Raw genomic sequence first — 18,430 nt, forward strand, 5'->3', positions numbered from 1 at the left:
TATCATGAGAAAGCCAAAGAAACTGATTAATGACCCAATGGTAGTTGCTCAAGAGCAATATGAGGGTTTGTTGGCGGCAATGAGTGGCAAGCTAGAGGGCCTACCCGGTATCACGGGCGCGATTCGTACTGACCTACCTAGCGATAAAGTGGCTATTTTGACGGGGGGCGGCTCTGGCCATGAACCATTGTTCGCAGGCTATGTGGGTAAAGGTCTAGCGGACGCAGCTGCCTTAGGCGACATATTTGCAGCACCACCACCAAACGTAATTTTGCAAACCACAGAGGCGGTAGATAACGGTAAAGGCGTTATCTATATCTATGGCAACTATGCTGGCGACAACATGAACTTTGATATCGCGTCTGAGCTGGCTGATGACGATGATATCAAGACGCATACCATTCGCGTATGGGATGATGTGGCTTCTGCGCCACTGGAGAAAATAGAAGAACGTCGTGGCACCGCGGGTGATCTTTATGTATTGAAAATTGCGGGTGCTGCATCGGAAGCTTATGACGATTTCGACAAAGTCGTTGAAGTGACTGAGCGTGCTCGTGATTACACACGTTCAATTGGTGTGGCCCTTTCTGCCGGCTCGGTACCTCAAACCAATACCTTTAATTTTGAACTGCCTGATGACGAGCTTGAAATCGGCATGGGGCTCCATGGTGAACCAGGTGTTGCTAGAGAGAAAATGAGCACTGCCGACGAAGTCGTAACTAAGCTCATTGACCAGTTGTGTGATGACCTGCCTTATCAAAACGGCGATGAAGTGTGCCTTCTGGTGAATAACTTGGGTGCTTCGACCTATATGGAGCTACTTATCGCAACTCGCCAAGCGCACAAACTATTGGCAGAACGTGGTATCACAGTACACGACACGCTAGTGGGTAACTACTGTACCTCTCAAGAAATGTCAGGGTATTCACTGACCCTGCTCAAGCTCGATGCAGAGCTGAAAGAACTATACAACCAACCTTGTGACTCATTTGCTTTAAGGAAGTAAGACAATGGACGTAGTAATTGCAAAAGAAATGATGGCTTATGTTGCTAAACAAATGGTAGCGAGTGAGCCGGTGTTAACTAAGTTTGACCAAACCATTGGTGATGGTGACCACGGCATTGGTATGGAACGTGGATTCAAAGCGGTCCAAGAACTGCTAGCAGATGAGAGCTATCAACCTGCTGATGTGAGCAAGCTACTGTTAAAAATCGGCTCCACAATGATGGCGACTATGGGCGGTGCTTCTGGCGCTATCTTTGGTACTTTGTTCCGTTCAGGTGCAAAAGCAATTAAAGGCGCGACCGAGCTAAACGCTGAAACATTGTCTGAATTTTTATCAGCAGGTTTACAGGGTGTGTATGAGCGTGGTGGCGCGAAACCTGGCGATAAAACCATGATTGATGCACTGGTGGCTGCAGTTAAGGAATCTGAGTCTCGCAAAGGCGATTTAGCAGAGAATTTACCTGCCATTGCCGCTGCCGCTCAGCAAGGTGTAGAAGCGACTAAAGATATGATTGCCACAACGGGTAAGGCAAAAACATTGGGTGAACGTTCTCTAGGACACCCAGATCCTGGTGCTGTGTCTATGGCGTTTATTCTTCAATTTATGACTGAGTTTGCTACGGAGCAAGTGACAGCATGAAAAAAGTGTGGATAGGCACTAGTTGGAAAATGAACAAAACCAGCGCTGCGGCGGATGCATGGGCATCCGCGGTAGCACCTGCGGTAAAAGCGTGCTCGGAGTCGGTTCAACCTTTTGTGATCCCTTCTTTTCCATATATTCAACAGGTGAGTGAGCAACTGAATGATAAAGGTGTTCGCATCGGCTCACAGAATATCTGTTGGCAGGATGAAGGCGCTTATACAGGCGAAGTGTCACCCATACAGGTAAAAGATTGTGGAGCCACTCTGGTTGAAATTGGCCATTCTGAGCGACGCGCGATGTTTGGTGAAACGGATGAACGAGTAAACAAAAAGGTACTTGCTAGTCTCAAGCATGGCTTAACCCCTTTAGTGTGTGTGGGCGATACTCACGATGAAAAGCGTTGGGGTGTGTCAGCAGAGTCAGTCATTAGGCAGGTGAAGATTGCCTTATACGAAGTGCCAAAAGAGCAAGTTGCAGATGTCATTATTGCTTATGAACCGGTGTGGGCGATAGGTGAGCAGGGTATCCCTGCGACATCAGAGGAAGCAGAGCGAGTGCACTTAGCGATTCGTAATGCTTTGAGCGCTGAGTTTGGTTCATCAATTTCGCAAAAAATGGTTCTACTTTATGGTGGCAGTGTCAATCTTGATAACGCCTCTGAACTACTAGACCAAGCGAATATCGATGGCTTGTTTGTGGGCCGTACTGCTTGGAATGCCGATGGGTATTGCCATTTGCTAGAAATAGCGCAAAGCAAAGCGAACTAAATTAGATGCAACAAGTGCAGTTAATTGGATGGATATTAGTCGGCTTTATGTTGGCTAAATTCATTCACGCCTTTAACGAAACCAGAGTGGGTTGGGTAAGAAGCTTTGCATTTGCTTTTTTAACGCCCACTCTATTTTTTGGTTCAATGGTGAAGGCTGACTTTGATCACTTGCCATCTTTGAATCTGGTGATTAGTTACCTATTGGCCATGTTCACTCTATTTGTGCTGATGCGGTTATTTCTTGCTAAGACCTGCGATGAAACATCGTCCTGTTCAAACATAAAGTCGATCTCAGCGTTATATCCTAATGCTGTTGGTGTTGGCGTTCCGTTGATCTTTTCTTTGTACGGAACGGAGGCCGAGCTGATATTAATGGGCGTGGTATTCATCAACTTAGTCTTGGTGTTGCCTCTTTTTAATATATTGATGATTCGCAGTGGTGAGGCTGGGTTCTACAGCTATCGAAAGGTTGCTAGTGACCCCATCATTATCGCAATTGTAACGGGTGCTTTGATCAACTTGCTTTCCATTCCTTTGCCGTCTTATCTACTGAGTGCGGTAGATCATGTTGGAATGTATGCGTTGCCTATCATTTTACTAGTGTTGGGAGCGAGCTTGAGTTTTTACAACACTCAACAGCTATTACAACAGAAAGTCACTATGTTGTTGTTTGTGAAAATGATTGGATTCCCATTCATTGTGCTGTGCATCAGCTACTTTTGGTTACAGTTGGATTTACTTGAAATGCAGGTGTTGGTGTTACTTTGTAGTTTACCCACCGGAATTAATGTCTATTTATTGGCAGAACGCTACCAAGTCGCGAGGGAAGCCACAGCAAGTGTCATTGTCGGATCGACGGGGTTATCTCTGTTGTCGGTGTTTGCTTGGGAAGTCATTGTTTCGCGTTTAGTTTGAGCGAAACATATAAGGATATAGAAAATGAGTATTTTAGATAGGTTGGCGATTAATACCGCTATTTTTGATGGGCATGATTTGAAGATCTCTTTAAAAACGATCAAAAGCCTAGGGGTTGGATATGTAGAGTTTGCCTTTAATCAAGGATACGTAGGCCAGCTCGATAGTGACATGTTCTCTGAGGCTCATGCTCACTATTTGCTCTCTCTATTGGAGAAAGAGCAACTTAAAACAGAAGCCTTAGGCTGTACCATGAACCTTGCTTCGCCCAATGCACTAGAAGAGTTTAAAATGCGTATACGCTTTGCTCATCACTTAGGTGTTAAATACCTCAATACATGTACTGGGCCTATCGGTGATCGCCATATTATTATCAATAACCTCAAGCAATTAGCTCCTTATGCCGAAGAGCATGGATGTGTTATTTGTATCGAGAATGGTGGGGATCATAACTTTAATGCCTTCACTAGCGCTGATGATGGCGTGCGCATACTTAGTGAAGTGTCTCACCCCGCATTAGCGCTTAACTTTGATCCAGGAAACAGCGTTTCTTTGGCTCCCAACCTGAGCCCAAGTGAAGAGGCACGTATTGCCATGCCATTCTGCCGACATTTTCATGTGAAAGATGTCTCGGTTCATGATGATAAGTTTACCTTCCCAGCCTTAGGTCAAGGTATGATCAATTTTAAGCCTATTGTCGAGTCATTGAGTAATAGGTGTGTTCCATTCAGTATTGAAAAGCCACTAAGAATGCATAGACGTAAGGATACCTTCCCTGTGCGTGGTCGCTCCCCTGAGAGCATTGAAGAGATCACTCGAGTATTGGACGAAAGTATTTCTTACATTCGCCAGTTAGCCAGTAATTAGTTTCAGTTTAACCAGATACGGACCCTAGTAATGCCTATCAGTAAAATAGAAGAAGTTATCGAAGATTATCGTCAGGGTAAGATGGTGATCTTAATGGATGATGAAGATCGCGAGAATGAGGGTGACATCATGCTCCCTGCCGAGTGTGTGACAGGTCAAGATGTCAACTTCATGGCCACTCACGGCCGAGGCCTGATATGCCTGACCATGACTCAGGAACGCTGTAACAAGCTTAATCTCTTTCCTATGGTGCAAAACCCAACAGAACCTTGGGCAACTGCATTTACCGCCTCTATTGAAGCTGCTAGTGGGGTGACAACGGGCATCTCTGCTGAAGACCGAGCGGTAACCATTCAGGCTGCTGTTGCAAAGCAAGCGGTAGCATCCGATCTTGTCCAGCCTGGGCATATCTTTCCTTTGGCGGCTAAAGACGGTGGGGTACTTAGCCGTGCAGGGCATACTGAAGCGGGTTGTGATCTAGCTCGACTAGCGGGATTTGAGCCTTCTTCTGTGATTGTAGAGATCTTGAATGAAGACGGCACAATGGCTCGCCGTCCTCAATTAGAAGTGTTTGCGGAAAAACATAATATTAAGCTCGGTACTATTGCGGACTTGATTGAGTACCGAAATACTCAAGAAACGACGATTGAACGTATTGCTGAATGTAAGATGCCAACTGAGTTTGGTGAGTTTGATATGGTGACCTACAGAGACACCATAGATAACCAGATTCATTATGCGTTAAGTAGTGGCTCAGATTTGGAAGCGCCTCTAGTGCGAGTGCACGTATACGATCAGCTCAGTGACGTACTATTGTCTACCCATGCAGGGCAGCCTGTTTGGCCAATAGATAAGGTTTTGAAGAAGGTAGCTAACGAAGGTGGTACGGTTGTTATTTTAGGCCAAGAGCAAACCTCAGAGGCTAAGATACAAAAGATCAAGTCAATTCAAATGCAAGCGGAAGGCGAGGCTACTCCTAAGCACAAGCCAGTGGATACGTCACGTCAGGTGGGTGTTGGCTCTCAGATATTAGCGGATCTTGGAATATCAAAAATGAAGCTACTCTCATCTTCAAATAAAAGGTATCACGCCTTGTCTGGTTTCGGCTTAGAGGTAGTGGATTACATTACCGAGTAAAAACCAAATTCGGGTAGTTGTATTTGCCAGTAAGTTATTGCTTACTGGCTTTTTTATGCCTTGAGTAAATTAGGGTCAACAGACCCTAGTATCGCCAAGCAATAAATCGACTGATTTTCTGTCCCTGAGACATCTCAACAACCTTGACCTCGCTCGCACCTAGTTTGCCAAGTACCTTCTGCATCGGTGCGACGTTCTCTTTTTTGGATATAAGGGTACTAAACCAGCCTACTTGCTCTTTAAATAGGGCACTTTCTACGGCCATGTTTTTGATGAAGGCCTCTTCGCCGCCCGGGCACCAAAGCTCCGCTTTTTGGCCACCAAAGTTGAGTCCTTGTGGCGCTGATTTTATTGGCTGGCCTTTTTTATTCATAGCCTCTGAGCCGCGCTTGGCTCTGTTCTTTGCAAGATTGTCAGCCTTTCGTTTTGTCCCTTGCTCCGCATCCTTTAAAGATTTGTGAAAGGGTGGGTTGCACATGGTGAGGTGATAGTACTCGCCCTCTTTAATGACTCCTTTGAAGATATTGTCAGCATTTTTTTGTAGGCGCGGGACTATCTTCTTCGACAGATGAGGGTTTAGCTTGGCAATCTCGGTGGCGACCTTGATGGATATTGGGTCAACATCGGACGCAGTAAAGTGCCATTGGTAGTCCGTGGCACCAATAATAGGGTAAATACAGCTCGCCCCTGTGCCGATATCGAGAGCATTGATGGTGTTATCGGTGGTATCCAATAAGTCTGCTAAGCGGTGCACATAATCGGCACGTCCTGGGATCGGCGGGCATAGATAGCCCTTTGGGATGTCCCAGAACTTCACCTGATAGTGGTGCGCCAGCAAGGCCTTATTAAGGGTTAGCACGGCTTCAGGGTCACTAAAGTCTACGGTTTGCTCTCCCTTAGGATTGAGTGTCACTTTACGCTTTAATTCTGGGAGTGCTTTTACCAAGGCATCGATATCGTAACGTCCGTGGTGTTTATTTCGCGGATGAAGACCGGCTTTCACAGCTTTTTTTGCGGTAACTTTGTTATTTTTCATCAGGATATCGATACTCGGTATTGGGTGTCTGCATTGCGGTCGCTACTTTAGCACAAGCTTAGCTTAATGTTAGCGCAAGCTTAATTAATCATACAATTGGATCTATCGCACAAAGACTGATATCTTCGCGCCTCTTTGCCATTCTTCACTATGTTAGAGCACTATGCGCGGTAACTCGGTCACTCAAGCCATCTTATTATTGGTCTTTGCCAATTTCTTAGCTTCACTCTCGGATGTTTCACTTAAGGTCCTTAATGGTGAGGTGCCCACCTTTCAGTATGTGTTGATCAGGCAGATCATGAGCCTGCTGATCATTGCGCCATTATGGCTGCGCCTACCAAGGGAAGAGCGTATGCAGGGTTGTGGCAAGATTAACTTTTGGCGCTCGCAATTTATTTTGATTGGCAGCGGCTGCGCTATGGTGGCGATTACCCATTTAACCTTGGCAACGGCGAACGCGATGTTTTATGTGGCCCCGTTAATGATGCTGCCATTGTCGATCATCTTTTTGAAAGAGATGCCTCCGATGAAGAAGGTGATCGCAACGGGTATTGGCTTTATTGGCGTGCTGGTGGTGTTAAGACCTGAGCATTTTCATTGGGCGGCGATTATTGCCTTGGGTAGTGCTTTGGCGATGGCGGTAGGCAATATCTTAATCAAGCGCTTGCCGGTTTCTCAGTCAGTGGTGTCGACGCTGTTTTGGACTACCGCTTTAACGATCCCTGGAGCGTTTTTACTGGCGCTACCGAATTGGGGTCCCATTGAAATTCGTCACCTGTTTTGGATCTTAGCGATCAACTTTTTTGTATTGAGCTATCACGCGCTGGTGGTTGTGGCGTATAAAAAAGCCCCTGCAAGTCAGATAGCCTTGGCAGAATATTCAGGTCTGGTTTTTGTTACCCTGTTTGGGATCATGTGGTTTGACGAGATCCCAGACCTGTTGACTATCATTGGTATTGCGATGATTGTGGTTCCGTTAATGCCCATCCGCTGGCGCAGAAGAAAAAAGCCCACCGATAAGGCTGCGGACATAGCTACCGATGTAGCCTCATAATCTAGCGTTATAGCTAGGGCTAGGGGTAGTACACAATATTTTGAAAGCGCACGGTTTCAGTTATGGCTTTGTAGCTGTGCGCTTGATCTGCAAAAAATCGAACACACTCTCCTTGCTGTAATGGGTGCCAGTCACCGTCGAACCACATAGCGAGCTCCCCCGATAACACGACAATATGCTCAATGACCCCATGGCTGTGAGGTGTAGAGTCTTGCTGGTGAAAGTCTGTAAGCTGTATTTCAAACATCTCAAACTGGGTATCGCCTTGATAGCCAAACAGCGTATCAACCTTCATCTTACTGTCGTTGGGAAAGGCTTGGGTGTGCTGACGCAGTTCTTTGTTTGTGGCAAAGAAAGAAGAGAAGGACACCTCTAACCCACTGGCAATTTGCCAAAGCTTGTTGATGGTAGGGCTGGATTCACCTCGTTCAATCTGCCCAAGCATTGCTTTGGACACCCCAGTGAGCTTTGCAGCAGCGTCTAGGCTAAGCTGTTTATCCAGACGAATCGATTTTAACTTCTTTCCCACTTGCTGCTTAAATAGCTGTTCTGACACTTGATACCACGCTCGTTTTCCCTGCTTATCCTTTATTAGTTTAGAGCTGTACGTTATAGCGCACAAGTGCTATCTTTTGATTTGTGCGTTATTGCGCACAAAGGATGCTGTTTATAGTAATAGGGGAAGGGCAAGGGTATGCACGTCAGTCAGTATGGTCAGAAGATCCATCGCTTCTTTAATCTATCTCATGTTACCGCAGGGTTTATTGCGGTGTTGGTCGGCTATACCAGCTCTGCGGTCATTATCTTTCAAGCTGCTAATGCAGCGGGTGCCAGTGCTGAGCAAATCAGTTCATGGCTGTGGGCGCTAGGTGTAGGGATGGCGGTGACCACTATAGGCTTATCCCTCTTTTATAAAACCCCCATATTAACGGCATGGTCGACACCTGGGGCGGCATTACTGGCAACCTCACTAGACGGCGTTAGTCTCAATCAGGCGATAGGGGTGTTTCTGTTCTCATCCACCCTAATACTGGTGTGCGGCCTAACGGGTTGGTTTGAAAAACTGACTCGCCATATACCAAGCTCTATCGCTTCTGCCATGTTGGCCGGAGTCTTATTGCAGTTTGGTCTAAATGTGTTTACGGGAATCGCCATCGACCCCTTGCTGGTGGGGGGTATGCTCATTGGCTATCTTGTTCTAAAACGATGTGTTCCTCTGTATACCATTCCCTTAGTGCTGTTGATAGGAGTCGCCATAAGTTTGACTCAGGGCTCATTAAGATTAGAGGGCATCAGGTTAGAAATGGCCGCTCCTGTTTGGATTTCCCCTGAGTTTTCTTTATCTGCGCTGATAGGCATAGGGATTCCCTTATTTGTGGTGACCATGGCCTCACAAAATGTGCCGGGTATTGCTGTGTTGAGGGCGAATGGCTATCAGACGCCATCGTCTCCACTTATCTCAACCACCGGATTCATGGGCGTGCTGATGGCACCGTTTGGTGGCTTTGCGTTTAATCTGGCTGCCATTACTGCGGCTATATGTATGGGAAAAGAAGCGGGCGAAGATCCTAAAACGCGTTATATGGCATCGGTATGGGCAGGCCTGTTTTATCTGCTCACTGGGCTATTTGCGGCAACGGTAGCGACGCTATTTTCGGTCTTTCCGCAAACCTTAGTGTTTACCATAGCCGGACTCGCTCTAGTGGGAACCATAGGTAATAGCCTTGCTATTGCGCTAAATGACGCGAGTGAAAGAGAGCCAGCCTTGCTTACCTTTTTAATGACCGCATCTGGCGTGTCGCTTATGGGTATTGGTAGTGCTTTTTGGGGATTGTTATTGGGTATTACCGCTTATGCACTTTCTTCAGCAAGTCGCCGTGAATATGCCTAGAATTGAATGAGTTAGTGAACCCTTTGTACAAGGATTGATGGCGTTGAAAAAAGTATTGTTATTGGTTACTCATAGTATCGCAATTGGCTTTGGTTTTGCCCTTGGTATTTATGCACTGCCGATTTTGACCGCCCCACCGGCACCAACGGAACAAATCATTCAGCATTTTGATAAGGCTGAGTTTACCGCAAGCTTTGATAAAGAGCGCCAAGACAGCGACTTTTTCCATTGGGGAGAAGGAAAGGTGATGCTTAGCGCAGAGCAAATCTCCTTTGTGGGTGAATTAGCGCCGGGCCCTGACTACAAGTTGTACCTCTCTCCAGACTATGTAGAAACAGAAGCCAAATTCAACCAATTAAAACCACAGATGGTGCAGGTGGGAGACGTAAAAAGCTTTAACGGCTTTAGTCTCACTGTCGATAAGTCCATCGACCTTGAAGATTACACGACCGTGATTATTTGGTGTGAAAGCTTTGGCGAATTTATTACCTCCGCCAAATACAGAGACTAGGTCTTATACTCGCTTCCCCCTAACATTCAGGGGGGAAGCGAGTAATTAAATAGGTGATAAGCGCTTAATCAGACTCCAATACAGGTTTTTCAGCAGTAGCAAAAAGCCTATGGGGATCAAAATGGTTTTTAGCGTGAACATTGCAATCAGGGTGAGTAGATTGATGACTAAAGACTCTGTTTTTTCCTGAAGTTCATCAAAGCTTTGTTGCATCTCTTGCTTGGTTTGTTCAAAGCCATTGGTTACGTTATTCCACGTTCTTTTCGCGCTGCCCAGTAGGCTATCATCTTCCTCGTACTCTGCTGCCTTTCCGTCAATCAACTGCTGATTAAACTGATGCAAATCTGTGGCAATAAAATCGGTCTGCTGGGTGATCTGTTCTGTTTGTTCATTTAAAAACAAGGTATCGACTAGGCTATTGAGCAATAGTGTTCCTACTAGCAGATATCGAGTCAGACAGAGGACAAAAAATAGCGACTGTGTGAACTTCAAAAATCGACTAAAAGACGATACCCACAAGGTAACCAAATAGGCAAAGGCACTGATGGCTATGGTTATATTGACCAATTTGGCTGAAAACACATCCAGTAAGATTTTCTGTAAGCCCAGCGATGCTAAAGCTGTGGTAAGTACGGTAGAAGTCGACTGCAGTATCTCTGTTGCGGGCGATAGAATCTCCCCAACACTCACTGTAAGGAATGGGACGCTGATTTCAGTGCCTTTCAGCATAGATATGACAGCATGAATACTGCGCACCGATGCAAAGGCGACAACGCCTTGTTCTAAGGATTCGTTGAGTTTGATATCGGCGTAGTGATCCGCAAAGTTTAGCACTGCGCCAATGGTGAGAAGCAGAGTAATTACGGTAAGGAGTGCGCGGTTTGATTTCGGAGATGAAGGCGCAGCAGTGTCGTTTTTTAAAGGTGTTAACTCACTCATTTTTCTGGGCTCGAGTTTGGTCAATTAATAAGGAGCAGGAATTTGCTTGATGACGTTGGCAATACGTTTCTGAGTTTCATTATCCAGAGTCAGTTCGAAGGCTGCTAGGTCTTCCTTTAGCTGAGACATGCTCGTCGCGCCAATAATGCTAGAGGTCACCCCCTGAACGCTGTTACACCAAGCTAACGCCAGTTGCGCTGGAGTAATGCCGATGTCTTTGGCGATGTCAGCGTACTGCGCTACGGCGCTGTGTGCGAGTTCAGTGCTTCGGTAGATGTTATTTGAGTTCATTAAGCTCCAGCGGCTGCCTTCAGGGCGAGCGCCATTGGCATATTTCCCGGTTAACAAACCACTAGCCAACGGTGACCAAGGTAGATAAGCGACATCCGCATGATGGCAGTGTTCAATCAAGTAGGGCCAATCCTTTTGACACAGTAGGCTGAACTCGTTTTGTATGGAAACCATCTTAGGTAGGCTGTGTTTTTCGGCAAGCTCTAGATAGGTGCTGATGCCCCAAGTCGTTTCGTCGGATAGCCCACAATGGCGAATCTTACCTGCGGTAATACATTCGTTGAGCGCCTGTAAGATCTCTAGCATTTGTGAGCGCTGTGAGCTGACGTCAACGTCTGCGAAGCTGAAGGTATTTGGCCATTGCTTACCAAAGTGAGGAGAGGTTCTGTTTGGCCAGTGCAGTTGGTAAAGATCAATGTAGTCCGTTTGCAGCCTCTTTAACGAATTCTCTACCGATTGAATAACGGCTTCGCCAGTAATAGGGCCACCATCGCGAACCCAATGCATGCCGGGCCCTGCAATTTTTGTGGCAATAATAGTCTCTTGACGCTTAGCTTGATTGCGAGCGATCCAGTCACCAATGATGGCTTCAGTTTTTCCATAAGTATCTGGAGTAGGCGGGATGGCGTACATTTCTGCGGTGTCGATAAAATTGACGCCTTGCGCTAGGGCATGACTGATTTGCTCATCGGCATCTTGTTGATTGTTTTGCACTCCCCAAGTCATGCTACCTAAGCAGACGCGCGATACTTGCAGTTCACTATGGCCAAGTTTGGCGTATTCCATGTGGGCTCTCCTCATCCTGATTATCTCTTTAAGATACTCTATGGCACTCGCTGAAACCAGTAACTTGAGTTATCTTGGAGTTAAGCTTTCTGGCAACTGTAATGGATGGATGCTCTTTGCGCCCACATCAAATTAAGATCACGACCTTCAACCTGTTTAATTACCTAGCGCCTCCGGGGGCGTATTACGACTTCGAAAACATCTATAGCTTTGCCCATTGGCAGGACAAACAACATTGGACACTCCAGCAAATAGAGGCTTCGGATGCCGACGTGATTGGTTTTCAGGAGATCTTCAGTGCCGTTGAATTGGAAGAGCAGCTCGCTAGCATCGGTTATCCGTATTTTGCGGTGATTGATGAGCCAAAGGTCGAGAGTGATTTTATCCATTCAGAGCCAGTGGTGGGCATTGCTTCTCGCTATCCATTGCTGTCGGTCTCTGCGATTGAATCTGACCCTACGGCATCGGCAGAGTTAGGTTTTGCTTTTAGCCGAGCCCCCTTGCATGCACTTATCGAATTGCCGGTTATTGGTAAGGTGGATTGTGTGGTGGTGCACTTTAAGTCTCAGCGGCCCAAAGCCCTTAGCGTCGAAAACCCCGGCTTGAAGCCGATTGAGAGTTGGCGTTCTACCATGCAAAGGGGGCTTGAGGCTCGTTTTATTGATGCTTTCTTTGCCCAGCGTAAGCGCAGCAAAGGTTACCCTCAGGTATTGATGGGAGACTTTAATCGAGATTTATCCAGTGCCGAATTTTCTTGTTTCCATACGACTCGCGATGATGAAACAACAGGGCTTGGCGATTCGAAGACCCTTTTAGCACAAGAGCCACCAATACAAGCCACACACTATTATGGCGCAAAAGGCAGCGTCCTAGACTACATCATGCTTTCAGAGGAATTTGATCGCAATAGTGCGTCTTGTTTGTTTGAGGTGAGTCATTATCAGGTCTCTGATAGTCATCTTGTAAACCCTATCTATGCCATCGACCGTATGGCCAGCGACCATGGCATTGTGACTATCACACTCACAGAGCGAGATTAGATTAGCTAGTCCACTTTATATCAAGCAGCGGTTTTGATTCTGGATTAAGCAATAATGCCTGATTGCCCGTTTGAACTAATTCGGTTTCAATGGGCAGCAGTGCAGGGCGCTTAAAGTTGACTTCGACCTCTGCTGGCGCAATATCCAGAGACACTAGCGAGCGAGCCAATAAATAGAGGCCGTGGGCGATGGGTTTCTTAAAGCCGAAGGGTGCGGATGTCAGCCTGTGCAAATGGATGGGATTGTAGTCGCCCGATACCCGTGCATACCCGCGAACGCTTTGCTCTGTTATCTTCAGCCGAGCAATATGCTGAAAGGCACTAAAGTCGTCCGCTATTGGCGCAGGCTTATTTCCTCGCTGGCTACTCGTGATGGAAAAATAGCGGCTATCGAACCCACACATTCGTTCATCATTTTCAAAAAACTGTACACATAACTCAAACTCTATGCCTCGAGCCTTGCTTTCAACATGGCCAACCGAAACAGTGACATCGTAGTTTGCTCTAGTATCGATCTCCTTATGTCGATAAAAACGAATTCCAGTGTGGATTAACCCTAATGTCTTCAGCGGAAACTGATTGTCGGTGAGTAGATGCAATTGCGCCTTTTGGCTGGCAACAAATAAATAGGGCAAGGGCAGCTGCGCATGAGTAAAACCACAATAGCGTTGGTAGCTTTGTAGGTGCGTTTGGTCAAAGTGAAAATCTTTTACGGTGTAATGTAACTGTGGGATAGCGGAACGGGATTGAGATTTGAATAAAGTTCTGCCCAAAATGCGCAGATTGCTCGGCAGATTTTTATATTCAATGGTTTTTTGTGACATTAATTGCTTATCCCTAAGTACGGTTTACTTGTCTATTCATGAATGTTAGCAAGCATTATTAAAACTATCTTATTGAAATAACGTAAATTTTATCCAGCTCTCGATCTTAAGTAGTTAACCAGTTGCATAGTTGTAATGTTAGATTGCATTTATGCCTATTGTGACACTCGCTCGTTTGACTTAAATTTAGTGGCACAGGTGATGGGGTTCCACCTACTTAACCGCCGACCAGTCGGCTAATGACTCCTACCAAAATCGGAAACAGTGACTCATGGTCTTTATGACCTTTGAGGCTAGTACCTTGTAGTACTCGGTTTGGTAGGGCGTATCTAATCCATCTTGCACCCAATCCTTTCTCGCACTGTTTTCCCAACTTTATTCATTTGTTAGAGCGGAAAACATTATGCATTACACAAACGAAATTCAATCAATGTGCCCAATTCAACGTGGCGACCTACATGCTTCTTCTCCTATTCCAGTAGAAGGCCGTATGATCAATCCTAAAGAGGTTATTGCAATCTCTGGTCTAAGCCACGGCGTAGGTGCATGTGCACCTCAGCAAGGCGCTGCTAAACTTACTCTCAACGTAAAGCAAGGCATCATTGAAGAAGTTCTAATCGAAACCATTGGCTGTTCAGGTATGACTCAATCAGCAGCAATGGCATCAGAAATTCTTACCGGCAAAACCATTCTTGAAGCAATGAACACTGACTTAGTGTGTGACGCTATCAACGTGGCAATGCGCGAAATCTTCCTTCAGTTTACCTACGGTCGAACTCAATCAGCATTTTCAGATGGCGGTCTGGAAGTGGGTGAAGCACTAGAAGACCTAGGTCAAACTCTTCGTAGCCAAGTGGGTACTAGCTACTCAACTAGAGCGAAAGGCGTTCGTTACATGGAAATCGCAGAAGGTTATGTAACGAAAATGGGTCTTGATGAAAACGATGAAGTCATCGGTTACCAATACATGAACCTTGGTAAATTCATGAAAGCAGTCAACGCTGGCGTTGATGCTGAGACAGCACTGGCACAAGCTAGTGGTCAGTATGGTCGTTTCGACGAAGCTGTTAAAACTATTAACCCACGTCAACAATAAGCGAAGAGGACTGAATCATGAACAACGCAACTCAAGCTCTACTAACCGAAATGAACATGAACTCTTTAGAAGAAGCGTTCGCTTATTGTAAAGAATTTGGCATCGATACCCGTGAACAAGTCATGGAAACTCAGCCTATCGCTTTTGAAAGCGCAGTTGAAGCGTACACTGTAGGTACCGCTTACGCTCTATTCACTGATAGCAAGACTTCAATTGAAGCGGCAAATGCCATTGGTAAAGGACTACAAGCGTCTTGTAAACCAGGCAGTGTGGCAGACCAACGCCAAGTTGGTATTGGTCACGGCGCGCTAGCCGCTCGTCTTCTAGATGAAAAAAGCACCTGTTTTGCTTTCCTTGCTGGCCACGAGTCATTTGCGGCAGCAGAAGGCGCAATCAAGATTGCACTTAACGTAAACAAAGCACGTACTACACCGCTTAAAGTTATCCTTAACGGTTTAGGTAAAGATGCAGCCTACCTAATCTCACGCATTAATGGCTTCACTTACGTAAGAACTCAATACGACTACGATACTGGCGAGCTTAATGAAGTAGAACGCCGTCGTTTCTCTCAAGGCCCACGCGGCGAGATCATCTGTTACGGTGCTGACGATGTACGTGAAGGTGTCGCTATCATGCGCAGTGCAGGTGTTGATGTAAGTATTACTGGTAACTCTACTAACCCTACACGCTTCCAACACCCTGTAGCGGGCATCTACAAAGCAGAATGTAATCGCGAAGGTAAAGCGTACTTCTCTGTAGCATCCGGTGGTGGTACTGGTCGTACTCTTCACCCTGATAACGTGGCAGCAGGTCCTGCATCATACGGCATGACAGATACTATGGGTCGCATGCACGCTGACGCTCAGTTTGCAGGTAGCTCTTCAGTACCCGCACACGTTGCAATGATGGGCTTCATCGGTATGGGTAACAACCCAATGGTGGGTGCATCTGTGGCTCTTGCAGTAGCGGTTGATGAAGCGCTAAAAGCAAAAAGAGTTTATACCAACCGTACTAAATAACTGGTCAGCCTAGCTGGTTAAAATACTCGATAACTGCGTTAGAATTTTTGATTGTAGAATAACTACTTATCAAAAATCCTGCCTTGTTCTCAAGTATTTTTCCTTCGCTATTTCTGATCACTTACTTAGTGTGATTGGTATTAATAAATAATTCTGGAAGTTAGCTGACCATCCCTCTTGTTCTACTCATGCGTTGTCATGAATAGCAGCTAACTTCTAGTCTTATGCTCAAATAGATGGATCTCTACCGCCAGATTGATATCTATTGTTATCACCATTGAGCTTTCAGCTGACAGCTGACAGCTGACAGCTAACAGCTAACAGCTGAAGGCTAGAAATTATGATGATACCAAGACAACTAGTGATACCGCTCATTGCTTTTTGCTTGTGGGCACAAAGAGCAAACTCTTTCCGATGGGTTTGCTCTTTTTCCTTTTGTAAATTAACAAGTTCACTTGTAGAGTTGTCACACTGTAGTATTCAAGGATGAATCAATGTCTGCGTTTTTGGCTGGCTTTTCTATTGGTCTATCACTCATTTTGGCTATCGGAGCGCAAAATGCCTTTGTCATAAAGCAAGGCTTGCTTAGGCAGCATGTATTTTGGGTCTGCTTGGTATGCGCCGTTTCAGATGCTCTGCTGATCAGTGCCGGTGTCGCAGGCTTCTCTGTGGTAGTGAAGGCTTACCCTCAAGTGGAAGATATTGCGCGATATGGCGGTGCATTATTCTTGATTGTGTATGGCACTAGCAGTCTGTGGTCTGCCTTTAAGAATAAACATACATTAGACCCAACCGCTAAAGCACCTTCCTCATTAAGTAAAACCCTCGCCGTTTGCCTCGCCTTTACCTGGCTCAATCCCCATGTCTATCTTGATACCTTGGTTTTATTGGGTTCAGTGTCGACTCAATATGGCGCAGATAAACACTTATTCGGTATCGGGGCGGTGTGTGCATCCTTTGTTTTCTTCTTTAGTTTGGGATACGGCGCAAGATTATTAACCCCTTACTTCAAAAAAGCCCATACTTGGAAAGTACTTGAGGGAGCGGTGGGCGCTGTGATGCTGATACTCGCTATCGAATTATTACGATAAACTTCTAGGTCAACAGACCCTAACAACCGACAAGGAAGTGACAGTGGCGCAGCAGCAAGCGAAATTCGTCGAAGGCTCAACCATGAGGCATATCTTGACAATGTCAGGGGCCGGTTCCATTGGTTTAATGTCGCTATTTATTGTCGACCTCCTAGATATGATGTTCATCAGTATGCTAGGGCAGATTGAACTGGCAGCGGCGGTGGGCTTTGCTGGAACAATCATCTTTTTCTCCACCTCAATATCTATTGGTACCTCCATTGCGATGGGCGCCTTGGTATCGAAAGAGCTTGGCGCAAAGCGCGTTCAAAGTGCTCGTCATCTTGTTATCAATGTTTTGGTGACGGCCTTTTTGGTCAACGCGGTAATTACTGGCGTGATGGCCTATTACATCCCTGAGTTATTGCAGCTCATTGGCGCGAAGGGCGCGGCATTTGAGCATGCCAAAGACTATATGTATATCTTACTGCCAAGTACGCCCATTGTGGCTCTTGGTATGGCTGCTGGTGCCGCATTACGTGCTGCAGGAGATGCCAAACGCTCTATGATGGCGACTATATGGGGCGGGGTGGTTAACGCAATTCTTGATCCTATATTTATCTTCGTGTTTATGTGGAACGTAGAAGGCGCAGCTTTGGCCTCTGTCGTGTCTCGATTTACGGTACTGGCTTTTTCCTTAGCCCCACTGATCAAACACCACGACTTGGTTGGCAAGTTCCGATATAAGCAGTGGCTCATTAGCCAACGAGCGATATTTGTCATTGCGCTACCCGCTATCTTTACCAATATCGCTACCCCAATAGGCAATGCCATCGTCACCAGTTCCATTGCGCAATATGGTGAGGATTTTGTGGCAGGCTTTGCGGTTGTTGGGCGTCTGACACCGGTAGTGTTTGCCGCTATTTTTGCGTTATCGGGCGCGGTAGGGCCTATCATTGGGCAGAATTATGGAGCTGATCGCATCGATAGGGTGAAAGAAACGCTGTTGAATTCTTTAATCGTAGTCAGTATCTACTGCGTTACCGTAAGTCTTGTCTTATACCTCCTTCAATCCTTTATAGTCAGCGGTTTTAACTTAACGGGTGATGCTGATGTGTTAGTTCGAACCTTCTGCACCTTTGTCGCTGTGACGTTCCTGTTCAATGGCGCTCAATTTGTGGCGAACACCTCGTTTAACAATCTTGGTAAGCCTTTGTATTCCACGGCTCTTAATGTAGGTAAGGCGACCGTTGGTACTATCCCTTTCGTTTATATTGGCTCGGCTTGGTTTGACGCGTTAGGCGTATTGTACGGACAGGCGGTGGGCAATATCGTCTTTGGCTTGATTGCGCTGGCCGCTCTTAGGTTTCATGTCCATCAGCTGAACAAGGAGGCGGCTGTTGAGGATGAGGTAGATGAAGGGTTGCACAGCGTTAACATGCAGCCGTTTTGTACTCATGATGCTGTGGTAATGGAAGAGCTTGCGAAGAATGATGAACTGGCAACAGAGCAAAAGTAATAAGACGCGGAGTTAAAA

19 protein-coding genes and 1 riboswitch are annotated in these 18,430 nt (G+C 46.1%); of the genes, 14 read left to right on the plus strand and 5 right to left on the minus strand.

Annotation, left to right across the window (positions count from 1 at the left end; translation table 11 throughout):
- The first annotated feature begins 4 nt into the window (after positions 1–4).
- The 6 genes from OCU35_RS04275 to ribB are packed head-to-tail and all read left to right on the plus strand — an operon-like array spanning position 5 to position 5,337.
- Positions 5–1,006: a dihydroxyacetone kinase subunit DhaK gene (locus tag OCU35_RS04275; protein ID WP_102489740.1), complete on the plus strand. Its 1,002-nt coding sequence runs from the start codon at positions 5–7 to the stop codon at positions 1,004–1,006.
- Positions 1,007–1,010: 4 nt separating this feature from the next.
- Positions 1,011–1,646, plus strand: coding sequence for a dihydroxyacetone kinase subunit DhaL (gene dhaL, locus OCU35_RS04280; protein WP_017027707.1), 636 nt, complete (start codon positions 1,011–1,013; stop codon positions 1,644–1,646).
- Positions 1,643–2,416, plus strand: a complete 774-nt coding sequence (locus tag OCU35_RS04285; RefSeq protein ID WP_017027708.1) for a triose-phosphate isomerase — start codon at positions 1,643–1,645, stop codon at positions 2,414–2,416. The genes dhaL and OCU35_RS04285 overlap by 4 nt, the downstream gene beginning before the upstream one ends.
- A 5-nt stretch (positions 2,417–2,421) precedes the next feature.
- On the plus strand, positions 2,422–3,333 hold the full coding sequence (locus OCU35_RS04290; RefSeq protein ID WP_038132834.1) for an AEC family transporter: 912 nt from the start codon (positions 2,422–2,424) through the stop codon (positions 3,331–3,333).
- Between the two features lie 24 nt (positions 3,334–3,357).
- Positions 3,358–4,200: a sugar phosphate isomerase/epimerase family protein gene (locus tag OCU35_RS04295; RefSeq protein WP_017027710.1), complete on the plus strand. Its 843-nt coding sequence runs from the start codon at positions 3,358–3,360 to the stop codon at positions 4,198–4,200.
- Between the two features lie 30 nt (positions 4,201–4,230).
- Positions 4,231–5,337 carry a 3,4-dihydroxy-2-butanone-4-phosphate synthase gene (gene ribB / locus OCU35_RS04300; RefSeq protein ID WP_261825705.1) on the plus strand — a complete coding sequence of 369 codons (1,107 nt, stop codon included), beginning with the start codon at positions 4,231–4,233 and terminating at the stop codon, positions 5,335–5,337.
- 85 nt (positions 5,338–5,422) lie between these two features.
- Here ribB and rlmF read toward each other — a convergent pair whose 3' ends face one another.
- Positions 5,423–6,373, minus strand: coding sequence for a 23S rRNA (adenine(1618)-N(6))-methyltransferase RlmF (gene rlmF / locus OCU35_RS04305; RefSeq protein WP_261825706.1), 951 nt, complete (start codon positions 6,371–6,373; stop codon positions 5,423–5,425).
- A 163-nt stretch (positions 6,374–6,536) separates the two neighbouring features.
- Between rlmF and OCU35_RS04310 the strand changes: the two genes are divergently transcribed.
- On the plus strand, positions 6,537–7,427 hold the full coding sequence (locus OCU35_RS04310) for a DMT family transporter (protein WP_017027713.1): 891 nt from the start codon (positions 6,537–6,539) through the stop codon (positions 7,425–7,427).
- Between the two features lie 19 nt (positions 7,428–7,446).
- On the opposite strand, the gene OCU35_RS04315 is transcribed toward OCU35_RS04310, so the two are convergent.
- Complete coding sequence (locus tag OCU35_RS04315) at positions 7,447–7,983, minus strand: helix-turn-helix domain-containing protein (protein ID WP_017027714.1); 537 nt, start codon at positions 7,981–7,983, stop codon at positions 7,447–7,449.
- 138 nt (positions 7,984–8,121) lie between these two features.
- Here OCU35_RS04315 and OCU35_RS04320 point away from each other — a divergent pair, with 138 nt between their 5' ends.
- Both OCU35_RS04320 and OCU35_RS04325 read left to right on the plus strand, forming a co-directional pair.
- On the plus strand, positions 8,122–9,318 hold the full coding sequence (locus OCU35_RS04320; protein ID WP_261825707.1) for a benzoate/H(+) symporter BenE family transporter: 1,197 nt from the start codon (positions 8,122–8,124) through the stop codon (positions 9,316–9,318).
- Between the two features lie 37 nt (positions 9,319–9,355).
- A complete protein-coding gene (locus OCU35_RS04325; protein WP_102329015.1) occupies positions 9,356–9,829 on the plus strand; it encodes a DM13 domain-containing protein in 474 nt (157 codons plus the stop codon).
- 45 nt (positions 9,830–9,874) lie between these two features.
- On the opposite strand, the gene OCU35_RS04330 is transcribed toward OCU35_RS04325, so the two are convergent.
- Positions 9,875–10,768 carry a hypothetical protein gene (locus tag OCU35_RS04330; RefSeq protein WP_017027717.1) on the minus strand — a complete coding sequence of 298 codons (894 nt, stop codon included), beginning with the start codon at positions 10,766–10,768 and terminating at the stop codon, positions 9,875–9,877.
- A 24-nt stretch (positions 10,769–10,792) separates the two neighbouring features.
- The gene (locus OCU35_RS04335) at positions 10,793–11,845 is read right to left on the minus strand and encodes an aldo/keto reductase (RefSeq protein WP_017027718.1); all 1,053 of its coding nucleotides are present in this window, start codon (positions 11,843–11,845) and stop codon (positions 10,793–10,795) included.
- A 101-nt stretch (positions 11,846–11,946) separates the two neighbouring features.
- On the opposite strand from OCU35_RS04335, the gene OCU35_RS04340 reads away from it, so the two are divergent.
- Positions 11,947–12,885, plus strand: a complete 939-nt coding sequence (locus OCU35_RS04340; protein WP_017027719.1) for an endonuclease/exonuclease/phosphatase family protein — start codon at positions 11,947–11,949, stop codon at positions 12,883–12,885.
- 1 nt (position 12,886) lies between these two features.
- Here the strand turns inward: OCU35_RS04340 and OCU35_RS04345 are convergent, their stop codons facing one another.
- Positions 12,887–13,708: a MaoC/PaaZ C-terminal domain-containing protein gene (locus OCU35_RS04345; protein ID WP_017243488.1), complete on the minus strand. Its 822-nt coding sequence runs from the start codon at positions 13,706–13,708 to the stop codon at positions 12,887–12,889.
- Positions 13,709–13,896: 188 nt separating this feature from the next.
- Positions 13,897–13,964: riboswitch (Fluoride riboswitch) on the plus strand.
- A gap of 147 nt (positions 13,965–14,111) precedes the next feature.
- On the opposite strand from OCU35_RS04345, the gene OCU35_RS04350 reads away from it, so the two are divergent.
- The 4 genes from OCU35_RS04350 (at position 14,112) to OCU35_RS04365 (ending at position 18,412) form a co-directional block, all read left to right on the plus strand.
- On the plus strand, positions 14,112–14,804 hold the full coding sequence (locus OCU35_RS04350) for an iron-sulfur cluster assembly scaffold protein (RefSeq protein WP_017027721.1): 693 nt from the start codon (positions 14,112–14,114) through the stop codon (positions 14,802–14,804).
- 17 nt (positions 14,805–14,821) lie between these two features.
- Entirely contained in the window at positions 14,822–15,823 is a 1,002-nt protein-coding gene (locus OCU35_RS04355) for a GGGtGRT protein (protein ID WP_261825708.1), read from the plus strand.
- A gap of 494 nt (positions 15,824–16,317) precedes the next feature.
- Entirely contained in the window at positions 16,318–16,914 is a 597-nt protein-coding gene (locus tag OCU35_RS04360) for a LysE/ArgO family amino acid transporter (RefSeq protein ID WP_017032543.1), read from the plus strand.
- Positions 16,915–16,957: 43 nt separating this feature from the next.
- Positions 16,958–18,412, plus strand: coding sequence for an MATE family efflux transporter (locus OCU35_RS04365; RefSeq protein WP_261825709.1), 1,455 nt, complete (start codon positions 16,958–16,960; stop codon positions 18,410–18,412).
- Positions 18,413–18,430: the final 18 nt, after the last annotated feature.

The organism is Vibrio breoganii, from assembly GCF_024346795.1.
Taxonomy (GTDB): domain Bacteria; phylum Pseudomonadota; class Gammaproteobacteria; order Enterobacterales; family Vibrionaceae; genus Vibrio; species Vibrio breoganii.